The sequence below is a fragment of the Staphylococcus sp. HMSC070D05 genome, assembly GCF_001815595.1.
Taxonomy (GTDB): Bacteria; Bacillota; Bacilli; order Staphylococcales; family Staphylococcaceae; genus Staphylococcus; species Staphylococcus hominis.
In genome coordinates, this window is record NZ_KV821145.1 from 40,269 (window position 1) to 64,506 (window position 24,238).

19 protein-coding genes and 1 pseudogene are annotated in these 24,238 nt (G+C 29.5%); 14 read left to right on the forward strand and 6 right to left on the reverse strand.

What is annotated here, in order from left to right; genetic code table 11:
• The first annotated feature begins 33 nt into the window (after positions 1-33).
• Complete coding sequence (mprF, locus tag HMPREF3046_RS07400; RefSeq protein WP_070718172.1) at positions 34-2,556, forward strand: bifunctional lysylphosphatidylglycerol flippase/synthetase MprF; 2,523 nt, start codon at positions 34-36, stop codon at positions 2,554-2,556.
• A gap of 37 nt (positions 2,557-2,593) precedes the next feature.
• Here mprF and msrA read toward each other — a convergent pair whose 3' ends face one another.
• On the reverse strand, positions 2,594-3,109 hold the full coding sequence (gene msrA / locus HMPREF3046_RS07405; RefSeq protein ID WP_070718174.1) for a peptide-methionine (S)-S-oxide reductase MsrA: 516 nt from the start codon (positions 3,107-3,109) through the stop codon (positions 2,594-2,596).
• A 140-nt stretch (positions 3,110-3,249) separates the two neighbouring features.
• Between msrA and HMPREF3046_RS07410 the strand changes: the two genes are divergently transcribed.
• Positions 3,250-4,233: an LCP family protein gene (locus tag HMPREF3046_RS07410; RefSeq protein WP_070718176.1), complete on the forward strand. Its 984-nt coding sequence runs from the start codon at positions 3,250-3,252 to the stop codon at positions 4,231-4,233.
• A 78-nt stretch (positions 4,234-4,311) separates the two neighbouring features.
• Here the strand turns inward: HMPREF3046_RS07410 and HMPREF3046_RS07415 are convergent, their stop codons facing one another.
• The gene (locus tag HMPREF3046_RS07415) at positions 4,312-4,497 is read right to left on the reverse strand and encodes a 2-hydroxymuconate tautomerase (RefSeq protein ID WP_065581262.1); all 186 of its coding nucleotides are present in this window, start codon (positions 4,495-4,497) and stop codon (positions 4,312-4,314) included.
• A gap of 148 nt (positions 4,498-4,645) precedes the next feature.
• Here HMPREF3046_RS07415 and HMPREF3046_RS07420 point away from each other — a divergent pair, with 148 nt between their 5' ends.
• Positions 4,646-5,908 carry a Y-family DNA polymerase gene (locus HMPREF3046_RS07420; protein ID WP_070718179.1) on the forward strand — a complete coding sequence of 421 codons (1,263 nt, stop codon included), beginning with the start codon at positions 4,646-4,648 and terminating at the stop codon, positions 5,906-5,908.
• 51 nt (positions 5,909-5,959) lie between these two features.
• On the opposite strand, the gene HMPREF3046_RS07425 is transcribed toward HMPREF3046_RS07420, so the two are convergent.
• Entirely contained in the window at positions 5,960-7,051 is a 1,092-nt protein-coding gene (locus HMPREF3046_RS07425; protein WP_070718180.1) for a prephenate dehydrogenase, read from the reverse strand.
• Positions 7,052-7,186: 135 nt separating this feature from the next.
• On the opposite strand from HMPREF3046_RS07425, the gene HMPREF3046_RS07430 reads away from it, so the two are divergent.
• From HMPREF3046_RS07430 to HMPREF3046_RS07475, 10 genes and pseudogenes are all read left to right on the forward strand, one after another.
• Positions 7,187-8,221 (forward strand): M42 family metallopeptidase, encoded by a 1,035-nt coding sequence (locus tag HMPREF3046_RS07430; protein ID WP_070718184.1) that lies wholly within the window; start codon positions 7,187-7,189, stop codon positions 8,219-8,221.
• A gap of 488 nt (positions 8,222-8,709) precedes the next feature.
• Positions 8,710-10,119 carry an anthranilate synthase component I gene (locus HMPREF3046_RS07435; protein ID WP_070718188.1) on the forward strand — a complete coding sequence of 470 codons (1,410 nt, stop codon included), beginning with the start codon at positions 8,710-8,712 and terminating at the stop codon, positions 10,117-10,119.
• Positions 10,116-10,745 (forward strand): anthranilate synthase component II, encoded by a 630-nt coding sequence (locus HMPREF3046_RS07440; RefSeq protein ID WP_070718190.1) that lies wholly within the window; start codon positions 10,116-10,118, stop codon positions 10,743-10,745. The genes HMPREF3046_RS07435 and HMPREF3046_RS07440 overlap by 4 nt, the downstream gene beginning before the upstream one ends.
• On the forward strand, positions 10,690-12,420 hold the full coding sequence (gene trpC / locus HMPREF3046_RS11545; RefSeq protein ID WP_256278226.1) for an indole-3-glycerol phosphate synthase TrpC: 1,731 nt from the start codon (positions 10,690-10,692) through the stop codon (positions 12,418-12,420). Before HMPREF3046_RS07440 ends, trpC begins: the two co-directional genes overlap by 56 nt.
• Complete coding sequence (locus tag HMPREF3046_RS07450) at positions 12,417-13,067, forward strand: phosphoribosylanthranilate isomerase (RefSeq protein WP_070718192.1); 651 nt, start codon at positions 12,417-12,419, stop codon at positions 13,065-13,067. The genes trpC and HMPREF3046_RS07450 overlap by 4 nt, the downstream gene beginning before the upstream one ends.
• Entirely contained in the window at positions 13,048-14,262 is a 1,215-nt protein-coding gene (gene trpB / locus HMPREF3046_RS07455) for a tryptophan synthase subunit beta (RefSeq protein WP_070718195.1), read from the forward strand. The genes HMPREF3046_RS07450 and trpB overlap by 20 nt, the downstream gene beginning before the upstream one ends.
• Entirely contained in the window at positions 14,255-14,989 is a 735-nt protein-coding gene (gene trpA, locus HMPREF3046_RS07460) for a tryptophan synthase subunit alpha (RefSeq protein WP_070718197.1), read from the forward strand. The genes trpB and trpA overlap by 8 nt, the downstream gene beginning before the upstream one ends.
• 343 nt (positions 14,990-15,332) lie before the next feature.
• Positions 15,333-16,595 (forward strand): aminoacyltransferase, encoded by a 1,263-nt coding sequence (locus tag HMPREF3046_RS07465; protein ID WP_070718200.1) that lies wholly within the window; start codon positions 15,333-15,335, stop codon positions 16,593-16,595.
• Between the two features lie 18 nt (positions 16,596-16,613).
• A complete protein-coding gene (locus HMPREF3046_RS07470; RefSeq protein WP_070718202.1) occupies positions 16,614-17,873 on the forward strand; it encodes an aminoacyltransferase in 1,260 nt (419 codons plus the stop codon).
• A gap of 1,183 nt (positions 17,874-19,056) precedes the next feature.
• Positions 19,057-20,071: pseudogene (locus HMPREF3046_RS07475) on the forward strand (ABC transporter substrate-binding protein).
• A gap of 66 nt (positions 20,072-20,137) precedes the next feature.
• On the opposite strand, the gene HMPREF3046_RS07480 reads toward HMPREF3046_RS07475, so the two are convergent.
• The gene (locus HMPREF3046_RS07480; RefSeq protein WP_070718205.1) at positions 20,138-20,482 is read right to left on the reverse strand and encodes a hypothetical protein; all 345 of its coding nucleotides are present in this window, start codon (positions 20,480-20,482) and stop codon (positions 20,138-20,140) included.
• Positions 20,483-20,649: 167 nt separating this feature from the next.
• Between HMPREF3046_RS07480 and pepF the strand changes: the two genes are divergently transcribed.
• Positions 20,650-22,458, forward strand: coding sequence for an oligoendopeptidase F (gene pepF, locus HMPREF3046_RS07485; RefSeq protein ID WP_070718208.1), 1,809 nt, complete (start codon positions 20,650-20,652; stop codon positions 22,456-22,458).
• Between the two features lie 105 nt (positions 22,459-22,563).
• On the opposite strand, the gene phoU is transcribed toward pepF, so the two are convergent.
• Positions 22,564-23,214 carry a phosphate signaling complex protein PhoU gene (gene phoU / locus HMPREF3046_RS07490; RefSeq protein ID WP_070718211.1) on the reverse strand — a complete coding sequence of 217 codons (651 nt, stop codon included), beginning with the start codon at positions 23,212-23,214 and terminating at the stop codon, positions 22,564-22,566.
• Between the two features lie 6 nt (positions 23,215-23,220).
• On the reverse strand, positions 23,221-24,165 hold the full coding sequence (pstB, locus tag HMPREF3046_RS07495) for a phosphate ABC transporter ATP-binding protein PstB (protein ID WP_070718214.1): 945 nt from the start codon (positions 24,163-24,165) through the stop codon (positions 23,221-23,223).
• Positions 24,166-24,238 lie beyond the last annotated feature (73 nt).

The following is a 24,238-nucleotide window of genomic DNA, read 5'->3' on the forward strand; positions in this document are numbered from 1 at the left end:
ATATTAATATAATGTAAAGGATAATAACGAATAATGACTGAAGAACATAAAAATAGATTAATATCTATATTAAAAGTGGTATTTGCTGTCACACTTTTTACTGTAGTAGTTGCTACTTTATATCATGAATTATCATATATTAACTTCAAACAAACATTAGAAGCATTTAGTAAAATCAATCGATGGTTTTTAATTGGTTTATTTATATGTGGTGGCGCATCAATGATACTTTTAAGTTTATATGATGTCATTCTTGTTAAAACTTTAAAGTTGAGTATACCACTAAATAAAGTATTTCGTTTGAGTTATATTATTAATGCATTTAATGCTATTGTTGGATTTGGTGGATTTATAGGCGCAGGATTTAGAACATTTATTTATAAAAATTATACTTCTGATAGAAAAAGATTACTTCACGCTATTTCAATCATATTAGTTTCAATGTTAACTGGTTTAAGCTTCTTATCTATTTTAGTCGTACTTCATATTTTCGATGCTTCTCATATTCTTGATAAAGTACGTTTTGTAAAATGGGTATTGTATGTAGTAGCTTTATTTTTACCTATTTTTATAGTGTATACAGTCGTTAAACCGGTTACTGAACATAATAAATGGGTAGGGATATATTGCACGTTTATTTCAAGTATTGAATGGATAGCTGCTGCTGTTGTACTTTATTTGTCGGCATGGATTATTGATATTCATGTCGCTTTTACAACATTACTTGGTATTTTTATTATTGCTGCACTATCTGGACTAATTAGTTTTATTCCAGGTGGATTTGGAGCATTTGATTTAGTTGTTTTATTAGGACTAAAATCCTTAGATATTCCTGAAGAAAAAATATTGATTGCCTTACTGTTATATCGTTTTGCTTATTATTTTGTACCTGTTATTATTGCTTTAATTCTATCTACGTTTGAATTTGGCAATTCTGCGCGTAAGTACTTTGAAGAGTCTAAATATTTTGTACCCGCTAAAGATGTTACCTCATTCATACTGTCTTATCAAAAAGATATTATTTCAAAAATCCCAGCATTTGCTTTATCTATTCTCGCACTATTAACAAGTTTTATTTTCTTTATTAATAATGTGACGATTGTGTATGATGGATTATATGATGCAGATCATTTTATTTACTATATCATGTTGTCTATTCATACAAGTGCATGTTTAATATTACTTGTTAGTGTAAGGGGAATATATAAGCAAAGTAAGAGAGCAATTATTTATTCAATGATTTCACTTGTTTTAATATTTCTTACAACGTTATACACGTATGCTTCTGTCATGTTACTTACATGGCTCATCATTATTTTTATCTTACTTATTTTAGCTTATCGACGTGCAAAAGTATTTAAACGTCCATTTAGATTAAAAAACTTAATATTTACCTTAGTTATCAGTGTGATTGTTTTATATATTAATCATTTCATTATTTCTGAAACCTTATATGCTTTAGATTTATATCACTTGGAAATGGATACATCATTATTAAAATACTATTTCTGGTTAACTGTGATCGTTGTTATATTATTAATTGTTGGTATTGCATGGTTATTTGGTCGTCGCTTTGAACGACCACATCAATTACAAGAATTTTCTCAATGTAAATCAATCATAGAAACATATGGAGGGAATTATTTAAGTCATTTGATATATAGCGGTGATAAAGATGTATTTATGTATGACAATGAGCAAGCTTTTCTTATGTATAGATATAAATCAAATGCGCTAGTCGTATTAGGAGATCCAATTGGAAATACAGCATCATTCCAATCATTGTTGTATGATTTCTATAATTATGCTGAAAAGTTAGGTTATGATGTCATCTTCTATCAAGTATCTGATCGTTTTATGCCGTTGTATCATAATTTTGGAAATCAATTTTTCAAATTAGGTGAAGAGGCTATTATTGATTTAACACAATTTACGACTTCTGGAAAAAAACGACGTGGTTTTAGAGCAACACTGAATAAGTTTAATGATTTAAATATTAAATTTGAAATTATAGAACCACCATTTTCTAAAGCGTTTATAGAAGAGCTTAGTAAAGTAAGTGATAAGTGGCTCGATGGACGTACTGAAATGCATTTTTCTGTTGGTCAATTTACTGAACAGTACTTAGACAAAGCACCAATTGGAATTATGAAAAATGAAGAAGGTAAGATTATTGCATTTTGTACATTAATGCCGACGTACTATAACGAAGCAATTTCAGTAGATTTAATTCGTTGGTTACCTGAATTAGATTTACCTCTAATGGATGGATTATATCTACATATGTTATTATGGGGTAAAGAAAAAGGGTATAAAGCTTTTAATATGGGTATGGCTACCTTATCAAATGTAGGTCAACTCGATTATTCTTACTTACGAGAACGTATTGCGGGACGTGTATTTGAACATTTTAATGGTTTATATCGTTTCCAAGGGTTACGAAGATATAAGGAAAAATATAGTCCTCAGTGGGAACCACGATTTTTAGTATATAGAAAAGATAGTTCTCTTTGGTATAGTATGTTAAAAGTAATGCGGGTGATTAGACATAAATAAAAAAGATATCCGAAAACAATTTCGGATATCTTTTTTATTATGAGTTAGAACGAGAATTATAATTTGCGCGATCTTGTTGTTCTTGTGCATAACGTTCAGGATTCTTTTTATAGAAGTCTTGATGATATTCTTCAGCTTTATAAAAATTTGAAGCGGGCAAAACCTTAGTATCAATGGCTTTATCAGAATGCATCGTTTGTTCCAAATCTTTGATATAGTTAATCGCAACTTTTCTTTGGTCGTCATTTGTATAAAAAATAGCTGTTTGATATTGTGACCCTCTATCCTGAAATTGACCGCCAGCATCTAATGGATCAATGACTGAAAAAAATATTTCTAATAATTTATGATAAGAAAATAAAGCAACATCATACTCTATTTTAACAGTTTCATAGTGTCCAGTCGTTCCGCTCTTTACTTGTTCATAGGTTGGATTTTTAACTGATCCTCCCATAAAACCTGATGTTACTGATTCAATACCTTCAAATTGATCAAATGGTTTTGTCATACACCAGAAACAGCCTCCTGCAAAGTATGCTGTATTAATATTCATTTACGCCATCCTTTCATAACACCTTTGTAATATTTATTGAAAACACTTGATTTTTTAAGACATTTTATATAACTTATTTATATATTATAGTATATCCGAATATTATTTTGAAGATTTTAAAGAGTGTAAGGTAGGTAAATATGACAGAAGAGAAGGATAATACAATATTAAGACGGCAAACGGGGACAACGATACCTTCTAAACGACGCAAGAAGAAAAAATTTCGAAAATTACCTTTTGTAATACTGATTATTGTAGTTTTACTTATTGTAATGATTACGTATGTCGTTCATGGATATCAAAGTGGTATGAAATATGCACAAGAACATGCAAAAGATATTAAAATTCATAAATTTAATGGAGCCGTTAAAAATGACGGGAAAATTACAGTATTAATGCTCGGTGCTGACCAAGCTAATGGTGGGAAATCAAGAACTGACTCTATTATGGTTGTACAGTATGACTATATTAAGAAAAAAATGAAAATGATGTCAATTATGCGTGATATTTATGCGGAAATTCCTGGTTATGACAAATATAAAATTAACGCTGCATACTCACTTGGTGGACCAGAGTTGTTGAGACAAACACTAAATAAAAATTTAGGTATTAACCCTGAATACTATGCAGTCATAGATTTCACTGGCTTTGAAAAAATGATTGATGAGTTAGAACCTAATGGTGTGCCAATTGATGTTGAAAAAGATATGTCAGAAAATATTGGAGTTTCATTAAAAAAAGGACACCATCGATTAAACGGTAAAGAATTATTAGGTTATGCTAGATTTAGACATGATCCAGAGGGAGACTTTGGACGTGTGAGACGACAACAACAAGTTATGCAAACACTTAAGAAAGAATTGATTACCCCAAGTACAATCGTGAAATTACCTAAAGTAGCCGGTATATTAAGAGGATATATTAACACAGATATGCCAAACTCAGCTATTTTCCAAACAGGACTAAGTTTTGGAATACGAGGCGATAAAAATGTGGAAGCACTAACTGTACCGTTAAAAAATTCTTATCAAAATATCAATACTAATAACGATGGTAGTGCATTAGATATTGATAAAGAGAAAAATAAAAAAACAATAGAGTCATTTTTAGACGATAAGAAATAAGCAGGCCAAAGTGGCCTGCTTATTTCTTATCTTTTTAACTACAATAATATTATTATGTAAACTTAAATCGTTATAATACTATTGCTCTGATTTTCTTATGCCAGCTACACCGTAGTGGTTTTTCTTCATTTCATCAATAACTACATGGATTGCTTCTCTATTTGCTCCTGTTGTTTTCTCCACTGCATTTGTAACCTCAGTGACTAAGTTTTTTAATTGCTCATCTGAGCGTCCTTCTAATAATTTTACATTTACAATTGGCATGATATTTTCCTCCTTACATAATCATGTGCTTAGTATATCATTTTTAAAAAATGAACTTCAAGATTTTTTAATAGAACACTTGTTCTTTTTAATGTTGAGATAGAACACTTGTTCTTATATAATTGAATTATCTAAGGAGGGGCTTGATATGTATGATTATAATTTACTTGAAGATAGAGACATATTATGTGTAGATCATAAAAGTTTTTATGCTAGTGTGTCTTGTATTGAAAAAGGATTAGATCCTTTAACGACAAAATTAGCAGTGGTAGCTGACACTAAGCGACAAGGATCTGTTGTGTTGGCAGCAACACCTAAATTAAAAGAACTTGGCATTAAAACTGGATCTAGATTATTTGAAATTCCACAGCGTAATGATATATATATTATTAATCCAAGTATGAGAAGATATCTAGAAATATCTTTAGAAATTTCTAAAATTGCTCTTAAATATGTTCCAAAGGAAGATTTACATCAGTATAGTATTGATGAATTTTTTATGGATGTAACAAATAGCTATCATCTTTTTAATACTACAGTATATTCTTTTGCTAAGTGTTTCCAAAAGGAAGTATTAGATAAGACAGGAATATACTGTACGATAGGTATTGGCTCTAACTTGTTACTTAGTAAAGTAGCTATGGATATCGAAGCTAAACACATAAAAGAAGGTATTACTGAGTGGCGGTATCATGACATACCCGATAAATTATGGCGTATTTCACCATTGAAATCATTTTGGGGAATTAATAAAAAAACAGAAATAAAGTTAAATAAAAAAGGAATTATTACAATAGGTGATTTAGCACATTATCCTCATAGATATTTGAAGAAAGACTTTGGTATATTAGGCACTGATATGCATTTACATGCTAACGGTATAGATCAAAGTAAAATAAGAGAAAAAAGTAAAATTAATAATCCAGCTATATGTAAAAGCCAAATTTTGATGAGAGACTATCAATTTAAAGAAACAAAAATTGTTATGCAAGAGTTGATTGAAGATGTTACTTGTAGATTAAGAGAAAGAAAGCAATTAGCACGTACTATACATTTTTCATTTGGATATACTGAAGGTGGAGGAATACATAAACAACACACTTTAACTGATGCTACAAATCTAGAACAAGATATATTTAAAGTCGTTAATGATTATGCGAATCAGTTGTGTGATAAACACGCTTTGTATCGTACGTTAAGTGTTTCACTAACACAGTTCATTCATGAAGAAAATCGACAATTAAATTTATTTGTAAATGAATATAAAAGACAAAGAGATGAAAATTTAGCTAAAACGATTGATACGTTACAAAGAAAATATGGCAAAGGCATTGTTTCAAAAGCAATTTCTTATACTGCATCTGGAACAAAACATAATAGATTAGGATTGATGGCAGGTCATAAGATGTAAAACAACGGAAGTAGGTCAAAACTCATTTTGAATTTTGGCCCACTTCCATTTTTATGGAATATACGTATCAAATTCGTTTAAAGCAATAATACCTAATTCACGATCTTTTGGAGTTTTAAAGGTAACTTGTAAAGCACCTAAAATATCCTCACGAACTTCTAAAATTTTTAAGTTTCTTATAGAAATATTATGTAAACTAAGTGTAGAAGTAACTTCATTAATCATACCCGTTTTATCTGGAATATCAATATATAAATCATACCCAACATTCACTACACCATGTTGCTTAAGAGGTAATTGGTCTCTAAATATTTTTGCTTCGTCAAAGAATTGATATATTTGTTGTTCTTCTTCATTTTTAAGTTTAACTATCATATCCTTAATATTAGTTTGCATATCCTCTAGTAAACTAATGATATTTTGTTTATTACTAAGTAAGATATCTTTCCACATTTCAGCATTACTACTTGCAATTCTTGTAATATCTCTAAATCCACCAGCAGCAAGCTGTTTGACTAAAGCATGATCTTTTGCATGGCTTGAACTCAAGTGTACTAAACTGGAGGCAATAATATGTGGAACATGACTGACAATCCCCGTTACGTCATCATGTTCTTTTGCATTAGTAACAATGAATTTAGCTTGTGTAGGGGAGAGCAAGTCTTGTAATGTTTTAGCTGCTTGTGTATTATGTTCATCATCGTAAACTAAAATATAGTATGCATTTTCAAATAAATGCTTTTTAGAATTAAGCACACCAGATTTATGGCTACCAGCCATTGGATGTCCGCTAACAAGATGAATATTTGATTCTAATAAACGTTTTTCAAAATTTTGAATGATAAGCTTTGTACTGCCTGTGTCCGTTACAATCAAATGTGATTTGGTTTCATAATTAGGTAATGAATTTAGATATATTGCTGTTTGGTGAACTGGGGTAGCAAAGATAATAATATCCGCTTCCTTAACACCAAGTGCATAATCATTAATCTTTTTATCAATTATACCAATAGACATTGCTTTATCTAATTGAGTTACATCAGTATCATAGGCAGAAATTATAAGATCAGGTTGATAAAATTTTAAATTACTAGCTAAGCTTCCACCAATTAATCCTAAACCAACAAATAAAATATTTTTCATATGAGCCCTCCTTATTTCTAAATATTCAGAATATCTATATTTTAAATGAGTCATTCATTTTAAACAATACGATTCATTAGAGTTCGCTATTTATCTAAGTTAAAATATATTTAAATTGTTAAAGGGGGAAGTTGAATGGAATCAAAAATATTAGAATTAATTCAAAACTTAACTAATATTAATAGTCCTTCGGGAAATGCTTATAAAGCAATAAGCTATGTAAAACAAAAAGTAGAACATTTAGGATATTCAACTCAATTAACAAATAAAGGTGCTTTAATTATCACAGTTGAGGGTGAAGATAATGAGCGTCAACGTTGTATTACTGCTCATGTAGATACTTTAGGTGCAATGGTAAAAGAAATTAAAGAAGACGGTCGTTTAACAATCGATTTAATTGGTGGGTTTAAATATAATGCGATTGAAGGAGAATATTGTCAGATTGAAACAGACTCTGGCGAAACGTACACTGGGACAATATGTTTACATGAAACAAGTGTTCATGTATATCACGAAAATGAAAAAATTCCAAGAGATATTGAACACATGGAAGTCCGTATAGACGAAAAAACGTCTTCTAAGCAAGAGACAGAAGATTTAGGAATAGAAGTAGGTAATTTTATTAGCTTTGATCCAAGAACAGAAATAACATCATCTGGATTTATTAAATCCCGACACTTAGACGACAAAGCAAGTGTAGCAATGATATTAGATTTATTAGAAAGAATAAAAAATGAACAAATTAAATTACCCCATACTATTCAATTTTATATTTCTAATAATGAGGAAATAGGATATGGAGCGAATGCATCTATTTCTAATAAAATTGTAGAATTTATTGCTCTTGATATGGGGGCACTTGGAGAAGGACAATCTTCTGACGAATATACAGTATCTATTTGTGCTAAAGACGCGTCTGGACCCTATCATAAAGAATTAAAAACACATCTAATAAACTTATGTAAGTTTAATCATATTCCGTATAAAATAGATATTTATCCTTATTATACATCGGATGCATCTGCAGCATTAAAAGCAGGATCAGATATTAAACATGGGTTATTTGGAGCTGGTATTGAGTCCTCTCATGCACTTGAACGCACACATATTGATTCTATACATGCCACTCAAAACTTATTATATGCCTATTGCTTGTCATCAATAAATTGAAATAAATATTGACAAGGAAGATTTATTTATGTATTATACTGAATTATAATAATATTTTAATAATTCTGAGAATTGAGTAGAAGATATGTAATGTAGCAAATAGAAAGCTAATGGATGATGTAAATTAGCACAGCATATGTTTGAATTGGACTTAGAAGGTTAAATTTAATAACAGTAAAGAGAACATGTAATGTTAATTAAGGTGGCACCACGGTAACGCGTCCTTATCTATGGAACGTAATCGTGGTGTCTTTTTGGTATAAATATAGTAATTATTAGCTAGATAATCATAGAAAGTTAGTGGTTGATGAAAACTAACATCACTAATAATGAAATTGGGTTTATACTTATAAAAAGTTGAATAGAAAATAAGTGAACTTTAAATATTTTGATAATTCGAAATATTTAGTTAATTAAAGTGGTACCGCGCGTCAGCGTCCTTTTATATAAGGATGCTGATATTTTTTTTGAGAAAGGACTAAAACGTAATGAAAATATATTATGAAATACTTAGAGCAAATATTACACCCGAAGTATTAGGAAAGTTAAAGAAAAATAAGATTATTTTAGAAAGTACCAGTCAAAAACAAGTTAAAGGTAGATATTCTATTGTAGCATTCGAAAGCTATGGTTCTGTTGTATTGAATAACGACTTACTAACGATAAAAACAAAAAAACAAAATATTGAAATTACTGAAAAACCTTATGAATATTTAAAAGATTATATCAATCAATTTAATATTCAGATTACAGATGAAAAATTAAAACATTTACCATTTGTATCTAGCTTTATTGGTACGTGTAGTTTTGACTTAATAAGACATGAATTTCCAATTTTAAAACAGCAATCTATACAAGAAATTAAGGATAGCAATGATATTGAATTTTACATGATAGAAGATGTATATGTATTTGATCATTATAAAGATGAATTATATGTTATTGCTACAAATCAATTCTCAGAAGTAGAACAGAAAGATTTAGAAGAAAGAGTAAAAAATAGAGTACAGGAACTATCTCAAATTAAAGCTTATACAGATGATTATATTCATCCTCCTACGCCTTCAAATATCATGCCAAATGTATCAGATGATGAATTTATAAATACTATAAAACAATTAAAAGAACTTATAAAAGAAGGCGATATGTTTCAAGTTGTACCATCTAGAATATATAGCTACAATCATTATTTTAAAAATAATACATTACAATTAAGTTATCAATTATACCAAAACTTAAAAAGACGTAATCCAAGTCCATATATGTACTATATTAATATGACTACACAAATTATTATAGGCAGTTCTCCAGAGAGTTTTGTAGCTATACAAGATGGAACGGTCATTACGAATCCAATCGCTGGAACAATTAAAAGAGGTAAAACCATAAAAGAAGATGAGCAAAATGCAGAGCAATTATTGAGTGATGAAAAGGAATTAAGCGAACATCGAATGCTTGTTGATCTAGGCAGAAATGATATACATAGAGTCAGTAGAACCGGTAGTTCAAAAATTACAAAATTAATGGAAATCGAAAAATATGAGCATGTCATGCATATTGTAAGCGAAGTAAGAGGTGAGATTAAGCGAGAATTGTCTCCTATGACAGTAATTGCTAATTTATTACCTACAGGAACTGTTTCAGGAGCTCCAAAGCTTAGAGCAATTAGGCGTATATATGAGACATATCCATATAAACGTGGCCTATATAGTGGTGGTGTAGGCTACATTAATTGCAATCAGAATTTAGATTTTGCCTTAGCAATAAGAACAATGTTAATCGATGACACTACCGTGAAAGTCGAAGCAGGATGTGGGGTGGTTTATGATTCAGTACCAGAAAAAGAATTAGAAGAAACATTATTAAAAGCAAAAAGTTTATTGGAGGTAACACCATGATTTTAATCATTGATAATTATGACTCATTTACATATAACTTAGTTGATATAGTAAGTCAATTAGACGACGTCATTGTTAAATATCCAGATGATAAAGATGTACTTAATTACGTTAACCAAAGTGATGGTATCATCATATCTCCAGGACCTGGTCATCCTTTAGATAGTAACCATCTATTGAATATTATTGAAAGGTATAAATCTTTACCGATATTAGGCGTATGTTTAGGTGCACAAGCATTAACATGCTATTACGGTGGCCATGTTATTCAAGGTGAAAAAGTCATGCATGGTAAAGTCGATATATTAACAGTTATTCAACAAACTAAATTATATAATAACTTAGCAAATCAATTTAATATAATACGTTACCATTCATTAATAAGTGATGAGATCTCTTTTCCATCACAATTAATAATTACTGGAAGAACAAAAGATTGCATTCAATCTTATGAAACAAAAAATGGGTTACATTTTGGTATTCAATATCATCCCGAGTCGTTTGCAACAGACCAAGGACAACAAATAATTAAAAATTTTATCGACATCGTAAAGGAAAGAGGTAAAAATGATGACCTTAACATTACTCAACCAAATTCAAAAGCATGTAACACTCTCACAACATGAAACGACTGAATTTATTCAATATCTCATCAATCCAGAATATCATACTCAAGATAAAGTAAAGTTATTACAAGCTTTCACAAATAAGTCGATACAACAAAAAGAATTAACTTATATAGTGAAAAGTCTTATTCATACGATGTATTCAACTCAACCTGAATATAAAGGAAGTATATGCGTTTGTGGAACAGGAGGAGATAAATCAAATAGTTTCAATATTTCAACGACAGTATCATTTGTAGTAGCAAGTGCAGATGTTCCAGTCATTAAACATGGAAATAAAAGCATTACATCTAATTCTGGAAGTACCGATTTATTACAACAATTACACATTCCTACTACGAAAGTAGCAAATGTAGCCAAACAAGTATCTAAAACGCATTTAGCATTTATCAGTGCTATGGAATCTTATCCAATTATGAAATATATTCAACCTATTAGAAAACTCATTCATGAACCAACTATTTTCAATATTGTCGGACCATTAATCAATCCTTTCAAATTAGATTATCAAGTAATGGGGGTATACGATGCTTCCCAATTATCTATGATTATTAAAACTATGAAAGATTTAGGACGACGAAGAGGTATCGTACTTCATGGCGCGAATAGAATGGATGAAGCAACGTTATCTGGGGATAACGAAATATATGAATTACATGAAGATGGAACTATTTCACATTATGTTTTAAACGCACGAGATTACGGCATAGCTAATGCGAATAATATAGAACTTCAAGGTGGTACACCTGAAGAAAATAAAAATATTACCATTGATATATTAAATGGAAAAGATCATTCCCCTAAAAGAAATGTCGTAGTGCTGAATGCAGCATTAGCCTTATATATATCAAATAGAGTGGATAGTATTAAAAAGGGCGTTGATTTAGCAAAAGATTTAATTGATAGTGGCAAAGCCTTAAAACAATATCAGTTGATGAAAAGCGATGGGTATTATACCGATAAAATAAAACATATTAAAAAAGTTGATGTATCTTATAAGTCAGCTCTAGAAACCACTTTGAAAAGGGAATCAACATTGAGTATTATTGCAGAAATAAAATCTAAAAGTCCTTCTGTAAAAGCATTCAAGGACATTAACTTAGAGCATCAAATTGCTAAATATGAAAATCATGGAGCAAGTGCTATTTCAATCTTAACCGATGAAAAATATTTTGGAGGAAGTTTTGAACGTCTACAAACGTTAACACAACTCACACATTTACCAGTATTATGTAAGGATTTTATCATTGATCCGCTTCAAATTGATCTTGCTAAGAGAGCTGGAGCTTCTATTATTTTATTAATAGTAAATATTTTAACCATTGATACGCTTCAGTCTTTATATCATTATGCAATATCTCAAAACTTAGAAGTCTTAGTTGAAGTCCATAACAAAGAAGAGTTAGAACGCGCATATCAAATTAAACCTAAAATTATTGGTATAAATAATAGAGATTTAAAAACATTTATTACTAAAGTAGAACATACTAATGACATTTTGGAAATGAAAAAGGAAGGTTATTACTATATTTCTGAAAGTGGTATTACAACTTTAAATGATGTAAAAAAAATTGTAAGTAGTGGAATAGACGGATTACTTGTGGGAGGAGCTTTAATGAACAGTAATAATATATCATCGTTATTACCTTCATTAAAACTAAATAAAGAGAAATGAATATACTAAAATTTTGTGGTTTTAAAACAAAAAGTGATATTTTAAAAGCCAATTCTTTAGACATAGATATGATAGGTTTTATTCATTATCCAAAAAGTAAACGTCATTTAAATATAGAACAAATTAATTATTTAAATCAATTTGTAGCAAAGCACATTCATCGAGTTATAGTTGTTGTGAATCCTACATATAAAGAATTAAATACATTGTTACAACAAACCAATGTGAATGCCATTCAATTTCATGGTAATGAGGAAATTGAATTAATCCAAAAAGTTAAATTGAATTTTAAGAATATTAAGATAATTAAAGCGTTGCCGGCCACAGAAAATTTGAATAGAGATATTAATCAATATAAGCCATGGGTGGATTTATTTATTATTGATACTCCTTCAATTCAATTTGGTGGTACGGGTCAAACGTTTAATTGGAAAATATTAGAATCAGTAAGCCAAGACATTCCTTATCTTATTGCAGGAGGAATAAATATAAGTGCTATTCAACAGATTGAAAAGCTAGATTTATCACATAAAGGCTATGATATATCCAGTGGTATAGAGACAAATGAATGCAAGGATAAATTGAAAATGGAAGAAATTATAAATTACGTTAAAAGGAGCTTAGAATATGAAACAGATACAAACTGAAGCAAATGAACTAGGTTTTTTTGGTGAATACGGAGGACAATATGTACCAGAAACATTAATGCCAGCTATCATTGAATTAAAAAGAGCATATAAAAAAGCAAAAAATGATCCTAAATTCCAACAAGAGATAGCATATTATTTAAAGGATTATGTTGGTAGAGAAACTCCATTAACGTATGCGAAATCATATACAGAAACTTTAGGTGGGGCTAAAATTTATTTAAAAAGAGAAGATTTAAATCATACTGGAGCCCATAAAATCAATAATGCCATAGGTCAAGCATTGCTCGCTAAACGAATGGGTAAACATAAACTTGTTGCAGAAACGGGAGCTGGACAACACGGAGTTGCAAGTGCCACAGTGGCTGCATTATTTGATATGGAATTGATTGTTTTTATGGGAAAAGAAGATATCAAAAGACAACAACTTAATGTATTTAAAATGGAATTATTAGGAGCTAAAGTTGAAGCTGTGGATGAAGGTCAAGGAACTTTATCTGATGCAGTTAATAAAGCGCTACAGTATTGGGTAAGTCACGTGGAAGATACACATTATTTATTAGGATCAGCTTTAGGGCCGGATCCATTTCCAACGATGGTTAGAGATTTTCAGAGTATAATTGGTCAAGAAATAAAATCACAACTATTAGAGAAGGAACATCGTTTGCCAGATGCAGTAGTTGCTTGTGTAGGCGGAGGTTCTAATGCAATAGGAACATTTTATCCTTTTATCGAAGATGATGTGAAATTATACGGTGTAGAGGCAGCTGGCAAAGGTAAGGATACTAATCAACATGCACTTGCAATAGGGAAGGGAAAGGCTGGCGTGCTTCATGGATCAAAAATGTATTTAATCCAAGATGAACATGGACAAATTGAATTGGTACATTCTATCTCAGCAGGATTAGATTACCCAGGTATTGGACCTGAACATTCATATTATCATGATATTGGAAGAGTAACCTATGAATGTGCTAGCGATGAAGAAGCAATGGAAGCACTTGTCCGCTTCACCAAAATAGAAGGTATTATCCCCGCTATAGAAAGTGCACATGCATTAAGTTATGTAGAAAAATTAGCATCTAAAATGAAACAGAACGATATATTAGTAGTGACAATATCTGGACGTGGAGATAAAGACATGGAAACGATTCAACAATATATACAACAAAGAAAGGAGGATAAAAATGAGTAAATTATTTATTCCTTATATCATGGGTAATAGACAATTTTTAGAAAATGTAAAATTACTTGATAAAAGTGGAGCAGATGTGATAGAAATTGGTGTTCCGTTTTCAGATCCTGTAGCTGATGGACCCATCATTATGAAAACTGGTCATGAAGCACTTCAAGATCATATAACAATCGACTATATATTTGATGAGTTAGATAAACATCAAAACGAAATTAATTGTAAATATGTCCTAATGACGTACTATAATGTTATTTTAAGTTATGGAGAAAAAGCCTTTTTTAAAAAATGCGATGATATTGGTGTTTATGGAGTAATTATTCCAGACTTACCATTTGAATTAATAGAACAATTAAAACAACAAGTAAATCATAATAGAATAGTAAAAATAATTTCATTAATAGCAATGACGGCAGATACAAATCGTATAAAAAATATAGCAAAACATGCTGAAGGATTTATCTATACTGTAACGATGAATGCTACTACAGGACAAGATGGAACGTTTCATCCAAAGCTTAAAGACCAGATAAAAATGATTAAATCTTTTACAAATCTTCCAGTTGTAGTAGGATTCGGAATAAGAACGACAGACCATATAAAAGATTTGGTAAAAGATGTAGATGGTGTTGTTATTGGAAGTGAAATCGTTCGAAGATTTGAAAATGATGACTTAAGTCAAACAGGAGAATACTTAAGGGAGATTAGACAAATTTTAGATAATTATTAGTATAGTATAAAATAAAAGCTATTTAGAGTATTCATAACATGAAATACTTAAGAATTAGTAGCAATGTAGTATTAATTGATTTAAAATGAAATTAGATATGAATTTAAGAGCTGAAAATCATTCTTTTTCAGCTCTTATTATTTGTAGAAGATAGAAGCCAAGAATTTAAGCGCATTTAGGTTAATTGGAAGTGTATACAGGTTTATATTTTAGTTTTAACCTTATCTATTGTATACTTATTGAGATTAGACCGATGCGTATTCACAATATATACATAAGCTAAAATTTTAAAATTAGTCAACTCAAATTAAATAAAGATTCTAAATTAGGAGTTATAGAGATAATGAAGTTTACAAATTTAACAGCTACAGAATTTGGCGATTTTACTGAAAAAATGCCATATAGCCATTTTACACAAATGACTGAAAATTATGAGTTAAAAGTTGCTGAGAAAACTGAAACTCATTTAGTAGGAATTAAAAATAAAAATAATGAAGTCATTGCTGCTTGTATGCTAACTGCTGTACCCGTTATGAAAATTTTTAAATATTTTTATTCAAATCGTGGTCCAGTCATTGATTATGAAAACAAGGAGCTCGTTCACTTTTTCTTTAACGAATTAAGTAAATATTTAAAACAACAACATTGTTTATATGTACGTATAGACCCTTATTTGCCTTATCAATATCGTAATCATGACGGTGATATTACAGGAAATGCCGGGAATGATTGGTTCTTCGATAAAATGAAACAATTAGGATATCAACACGAAGGGTTTACAACAGGATTTGATCCAATATTACAAATTCGATTCCATTCAGTTTTAAATTTAAAGGATAAAACTGCTAAAGATGTATTAAATGGAATGGATAGTTTACGAAAAAGAAATACTAAAAAAGTCCAAAAAAATGGTGTTAAAGTAAGATTTCTTACTAAAGAAGAATTACCTATTTTCAGATCATTTATGGAGGATACATCAGAGACTAAAGAATTTTCTGATAGAGAGGATAGTTTCTACTATAATCGATTTGATTATTTTAAAGATAGAGTATTAGTACCTCTTGCATATATAAAATTTGATGAATATCTTGAAGAACTTCATGCAGAACGTCAGACATTAAATAAAGACTTAAACAAAGCTCTAAAAGATATTGAAAAACGACCAGATAACAAAAAAGCACAAAATAAAAAAATAAATTTAGAACAACAATTAAACGCAAACCAGCAAAAAATTGATGAAGCAACACAACTTCAATTAGAACACGGTAACGAATTACCAATATCTGCTGGGTTCTTCTTTATTAATCCATTTGAAGTTGTATATTATGCAGGCGGAACGTCAAATAAATATAGACACTTCGCTGGAAGTTATGCAGTTCAATGGACTATGATTAATTATGCAATTGATCATGGCATTGACCGTTATAATTTTTATGGGATTAGTGGTCATTTTACAGATGATGCTGAAGATGCAGGTGTTGTAAAATTTAAAAAGGGATTTAATGCAGATGTAATTGAATATGTTGGTGATTTCGTTAAACCTATAAATAAACCAATGTATTCACTATATACAACACTTAAAAAAATTAAAAAGAGATTGAATTAAGAGGGGAATAGTGCGAATATGAAATTTACAGAGTTAACAGTTAAAGAATATGAAACCTTCGTACAAAATCCATCATTAGAGAGTCATTACTTCCAAGTTACTGAAAATATAAAAACTAGAGAAAATGACGGATTTGAAGTTGTGTTATTAGGCGTAAAAGATGAAAGTAATAAAGTGATTGCTGCAAGTCTTTTCTCAAAAATTCCAACTATGGGAAGTTATGTATACTATTCAAATCGTGGACCAGTGATGGATTATTCCGATTTAGGTCTTGTTGATTTTTACCTACGAGAATTAGAAAAATACCTACACCAACACCAATGTTTATATGTAAAACTTGATCCATATTGGATTTATCAAATTTACGATAAAGATATCAATTCGATTGAAGGTCGCGAAAAAAATGATGCTTTAGTTAATTTATTTAAATCACATGGTTACGAACATCATGGTTTCACTACGAAATATGATCGCTCTAGTCAAGTGAGATGGATGGGTGTAAATTATCTAAAAGGTGAAACACCTGCATCATTGAAAAAGCAGTTTGATAGTCAACGTAAAAGAAATATAAATAAAGCGATAAACTATGGAGTAAAAGTAAGATTTCTTAAAAGAGATGAACTAAACATTTTCTTAGACTTGTATCGTGAAACAGAGGCACGAACTGGTTTTGTATCAAAAACAGATGAATATTTTTATAATTTTATAGATACATACGGCGATAAAGCATTAGTGCCATTAGCATATATTGATTTAGATGATTATATTAAATCATTGCAAACCTCTTTAAATGATAAAGAATCGCGTCGTGATCAAATGATGTCTAAAGAAAATAAAAGTGACAAACAGTTGAAAAAAATTGCTGAATTAGATAAACAAATAGAACATGACCAAAAAGAACTCTTACAGGCAAGTGAATTACGTCAAACTGATGGACAAATTTTAAACTTAGCTTCTGGAGTATACTTTGCAAATGCTTATGAAGCAAACTATTTCTCAGGTGGTTCATCAGAAAAATACAATAATTATATGGGACCATACATGATGCATTGGTTTATGATGAATTATTGTTTTGATCATGGGTATGATCGATATAATTTTTATGGTTTATCTGGTGATTTCACTGAAAATAGTGAAGATTATGGTGTTTATCGCTTTAAAAGAGGATTTAATGTATATATCGAGGAGTTAATTGGGGACTTCTATAAACCAATTAATAAACCTAAATATTGGCTATTTAAAACATTGAATCGTATACGTAAGAAGATTAAAAAATAACAATTAGAATAAAAAGCATATTGGCAATCTTGCCAGTATGCTTTTTTATAATTAGTGATAGAGACTAATTATAAATAGTGTAGGTAAATTCTAAGATGTAAATACAAGTTGTATCCTACAAATTAATAATAGCATATCAATCATTTTTATCAATGATACATCAAAAGAAATTTATTTTTGATATTTTATAATAAATAAATTTTATAGTTTTTATCATTTGAATAATAAATACATAACTATTATATCATCAAATAACGAATCTAATTGAAATCGTTCCGCTTTGATTGATTTGTGAAATAATTAAGAACGATTATAAGAATCGTAATGCCAATATTTATGATTCAATACTTTAAATGATGATGACCGAACTGTAGAAAATAATAACTTTAAATAAATACTAATAAAATTAGAATGTATGATCATATGTAATTGAGTTAAGGTATATAATAACTTTAAATATCTGTATTTTGTTAAAAAAGCTCAAATTGAAGATAGTCGTACAGAAATACAAATTTTAACAATTTAGTTTACATAATATATATTATAGGAAGTTATGTGCATGACAATTAGGGGACCTATTCTATTTTAATTACACTTTAATGATATATTTTAGTTATCATTCTTTGGTTAACACTGATCTCTATCTAAAATGATTGACTTAGTTATAATTTGTTATGATAAAAATAATCTGCCTTATATATAACGTAGATTATACTAATATGAATTTAGTACTGATATTTATGACACAATATATTGTGATAATGAATATAATATTGAATCAATTATTGAATGCTTATCTAGTTTACATAATGTAAGATATCACATTATTTTTGCAGATAAATAATTTATTACCTATTCTACCTAATTAATTTACAGCCTATCGATGATATTGGAACCATGATTTATAATAACAATTATTTCAAAGAAAGACTTTAATATCACAAAAAGTGATCTATTCTTATAAGTTTGATTATCGTCTATTAAGATGATTTTACTAAATATATCTTTCCAGTATTATGAGCAATATACTTTTTTAAAATCACTTTAATACACGTATTAAAGAAATCACCACCAATATAAAAAGAATGTGTAATATTTTAGGTAAAATAAAGTTATAAAACATAAATATTTAATTGATAATGATTATCATTTTCTATTATAATGTTCTCTAGGAGGTAAGAAAATGCAAAAATCATTTAAATATATTCTATTAATTTTATCAGTTATTTTAATTTTATCAGCATGTGGTAAGCAATCGGATTCAAATTCTTCATCTAGTAAAAATATCATTACAGTAAAAAATACATATGAATTTAAGGATAAGAATAATACACATAGTAGAGGCAAAAATAAAACAGAAACAGTTAAAGTACCAGTTAATCCAAAACGTGTAGCAGTACTAGATTATGGCGCGTTAGATATTATGCAACAAATGAGACTTCAAGACAAAATAGTTTCTATTGCTAAAGGACAAGGTGCTTCATTCTTACCTTCTTCCCTTTCGGAATTTAAAAACAGTAAATATACAAATCTAGGCAATCCAGGAAGACCTAATTATGATGAATTAGCTAAATCAAAACCTAATATTATCTTTGCTTCATTTAGACAAGCACATACAAAAACAATAGATGAAATGAAAAAAGCGGCGCCTAATGCTAAGATTTTATTTGTTAGTCCCGATAATGATCATTATATTTCATCAATTAAAGAACATACGACATTGTTTGGTAAAATTTTCAAAAAAGAAGAAAAAGCAAAAGCGCTTAATCATAAATTAAGTGAAGAAGTGAAAGAGGCTAAAAAAGTAATCAATAATGATACCGTATTACTTTTAAATGTTGATGATAAAGGCATTAGTGCCTTCGGACCAATTGGTAGATTCGGAGGCTTCTTAAATAAAGATTTAGGAATTAACCACGCTGATCCTAAAATGAAAGCAAATTCAGCTGGTAATATAGTTACTAATGAGTATTTAAATAAAATTAATCCTGATAAATTATTTGTAATTAATCGAAATAAAAATGCGGATGACAAAACGTTATCTTCTGCTTTAAATAATAAAGTGATAAAAGATATGAAAGTAATAAAAAATCACCAAGTATATCAATTTGAAGCTAATGCTTGGTGATTTTAGTGAAGGTGGCATTGAAACAAGTATTCATCAATTAAACAAAATTGAAAAAGCCTTTAAAAAATAATCATGTTATACACCATTAATAATATAAATGGGAGTGGGATAATGAATTTATCCTACTCCCTTATACTTATCTTCTATCATGACGACGATACATGTATTCGTCGTCATGATATTTTTTCATCTCTTTTTCCAATTGCTTTTCTTTACGTTCTCGACGCCATCCTCTTGTAAAATACCATAAAAGGAAACTAATCATTAAACTTATAATTGCAAGAAAAGCGGCATAGCCTAATAAAGGCTGGAACGTTATATTATAAAAATTAGGAATAAAGAAAGCTAATACTGCTAAAACAACGAATGTAATTACTGCTGCCGAAAACCATTTTTTAAGTACCATTGTACAAAAGACAGTTAATATCATCATTGCTACGATTGTGATCCAAAGATAATTTGGCATATCAAATATCGTCATAAAAAACGCCTCAACTTTTATATTTTATAATATGTAATATACAATACTTTTATAAATAATTATACCTTCTTAGTCATTAAAATGACTCAGACTAAAGGCTTAAAACTGAGTTTACAAATAATATTATGTATAATATATATGAGACTAACTATTTAGGAGTGAATAAAATGAACACAGGCTTACCACTCAGAAAACATGTTCCAGATAATGAAAAATGGAATTTAGAAGATTTATTTACGAATGATGAAGCATTTTATAATACTTTAAATGATGTATTAGAGAAATCTGCTCAATTTAATCAAAAATATAAAAATAATTTATCGGACACTAAAATTATTCTAGATGCGCTTAAAGAATATGAAGACTTACTTATACAATTTGATCGATTAGGTAATTATGCTGAACTTAGATTGAGTGTCGATACTACAAATGAATTAGCGCAAACGTTAAATGCCAAACTATCAACGTCTTATGGCAAGATATCTAGCTTATTATCATTTGTTGAATCTGAAATAATGATACTCTCTGATGATAAATTAAAAGAGCTAAAAGAGCAGTTTAATAGTCCTCATTATCTAGAAAAATTAATAAAACGTAAACCTTATCAATTATCTTCAGAAGTTGAAGAAGTACTTGCTAGTTTGTCACCTACTTTTCAAAGTGCTTATGAACTCTATGGAACAACTAAAATGCTTGATATTGCGTTTGAATCGTTTGAACATAATCATGAAACATATCCTTTAGATTATGCAACTTTTGAAAACGAATATGAGGACAGTTCAGATCCAGAGTTTAGACGTAAAAGTTTCGAAGCTTTTAGTAATGCATTACGTAAATATCAACATACAACAGCTGCAACATATAATCAACATGTACAACAAGAAAAAATTGAGGCTAATTTAAGAGGCTATGATTCTGTTATAGATTATTTACTACAAGAACAAGAAGTTACACGTGAAATGTATGATAGACAAATTGATGTCATCATGAGTGACTTAGCACCTGTGATGCAAAAATATGCCAAAATACTGCAAAGAATTCATAACTTAGATAAAATGCGATTTGAAGATTTAAAAATATCAGTTGATCCTAGTTATGAACCAGATATTTCAATAGAAGACTCAAAACAATATATTCACGGTGCTTTAAGTGTTTTAGGCGATGACTATATTAAAATGGTTGACAATGCTTATAATCATCAATGGATTGATTTTGCTCAAAATAAAGGTAAAGATACTGGTGCGTATTGTGCTAGCCCTTATTTTACGCATTCCTATGTATTTATTTCATGGACAGGTAAAATGGCAGAAACCTTCGTATTGGCACATGAATTGGGTCACGCTGGTCATTTTACATTATCACAAAGACATCAACATTTATTAGATTCAGAAGCATCTATGTATTTTGTAGAAGCACCTTCTACAATGAATGAAATGCTAATGGCAAACTATTTATTTAGTAATAGTAATGATGCACGTTTTAAACGATGGGTGATTGGCTCAATCATATCTCGCACATATTATCATAATATGGTCACGCATTTACTGGAAGCAGCATACCAAAGAGAAGTATACAAAAAAGTTGATAACGGTGAATCTTTAACAGCACCCGTTCTTAATAAGTTAATGAGAAACGTTTATGAACAATTCTTTGGTGACGCGGTTGAACTTACTGATGGAATGGAATTAACTTGGATGAGACAACCACATTATTATATGGGATTATATTCATATACGTATTCAGCTGGATTAACTATTGGCACTGTGGTCTCTCAAAAAATCAAAAAAGAAGGACAAAAAGCAGTCGATGCATGGTTAGAAACGTTAAAAGCTGGAGGGAGTAAAAATCCAGTTGAACTTGCAAAAATAGCAGGTGTTGATATAACAACAAATGCCCCACTTAAATCTACTATTGCGTATATTTCAGAATTAGTAGATGACGTAGAAACACTTACAAATGAAATTGAACATAATTAATATATTATAAAGTATAAAGGAGTGAGACACCATTCATTTTGAATAGTGTCTCACTCCTGTACTTTGATTTTTTTAGTTTAATAAAACTATCAACCATAAAGTAGTTTAACGATCATATTTATCAAAATGTTCACCAGTAAAGTAATAATAAATACTTTCTGCTATATTTCTTACATGATCCCCTACTCTTTCTAAGTTACGTGCAGCTAGATGAGCTTGACCAGCTACAAATGGATCATTATCAATTAGATAAGTTGTGTTAACAATATTCACGTATAAATCGTCAATATCTTTATCACGTTCGATAATTTCTTTAATCAATGTTAAATCTTCACTTTTAACAGCAGTATTTAAGTCTTCTAACATTAATAATGCAAGTTTACCCATTGTTTTTAAACGTGTTAAGACATAATGATCTGTAATTTTTACTCTTAGTCGAATATGGGCGATATTTGCAGCATTATCCCCCATTCTTTCAAAATCAGTAGAAATTTTTAAAGCTGCCATCATCATTCTTAAATCAGTAGCAATTGGTTGTTGTTTCGTAATTAACATGATTACTTGTTCGTTAATGTCATAATCAAATTTGTTAATTTCTTTATCTTTTTCAATGACATGTCTAGCAAAGTTTCTATCATCTTCACTTAATGATTCAATAGCATTGTTAACATTTGAATAAACACGAAGGCCAAGACGACGAAGTTCTTTAATTAAATCCTCCAATTGGCCTTCATATTTTTGTCTAATAATTTTCATTAAGCATTAACCAAAACGACCAGAAATATAATCTTCTGTTTGTTTGTCTGAAGGATTAGAGAAGATTTTATCAGTATCGTCATATTCATTTACATAACCATTAAGGAAGAATGCTGTTTTATCAGAAACACGTGCAGCTTGTTGCATGTTGTGTGTAACCATAATGATAGAATAATTTTCTTTTAATTCTTGAACAAGTTCTTCAACTCTTAAAGTAGAGATAGGATCTAAAGCAGACGTAGGTTCATCCATTAAAATAACATCTGGTTCAATTGCTAAACATCTAGCAATACAAACACGTTGTTGTTGTCCCCCTGATAATCCATACGCATTTGTATGTAATCTGTCTTTTAATTCATCCCAAATTGCAGCACCACGTAATGACTTTTCAACAATTTCGTCAAGTAATTTTTTATCTTTAATACCATGAATTTTTGGACCATAAGTAATGTTATCATAAATTGATTTAGGAAATGGATTGGGTTGTTGGAATACCATTCCTACATTCGTTCTTAATTTTTCTTTTGAATAGTTGTTATCAAAAATATTTTGTCCTCTGTATAAAATTTTACCAGCAGTTTTAACTGATGGTACCAATTCAACCATACGATTTAATGTTTTAATATACGTTGATTTACCACAACCAGAGGGACCAATAATAGCAGTGACGTTATTTTCTAAGATATCTAAATTGATGTTTTGTAAAGCATGATTTTCACCATACCATAAATCTAAATTTTGAGTTGAATAAACTACTTTTCTTTCACTGTCAGGTTTAATATCTTTTTTATTTTCGCTATTAGTTGTTACAATTGTTGTCTTTTGCGACTGATTGTCGTTATGTTGTTGTGTGTCGTTTGTTGGATGAGTGTGATTTGAGTGTTGATCAACAACATCATTTGTATGTTGTTCAACGTTCTTTTTCTTTTCATCTACATTGATTTTTACCATATATAAAACTCCTTTTATTTTAAGAGAGAAAGCAGAAACCTTTCTCTCTATCCCAAATAACTTTTATAATAAA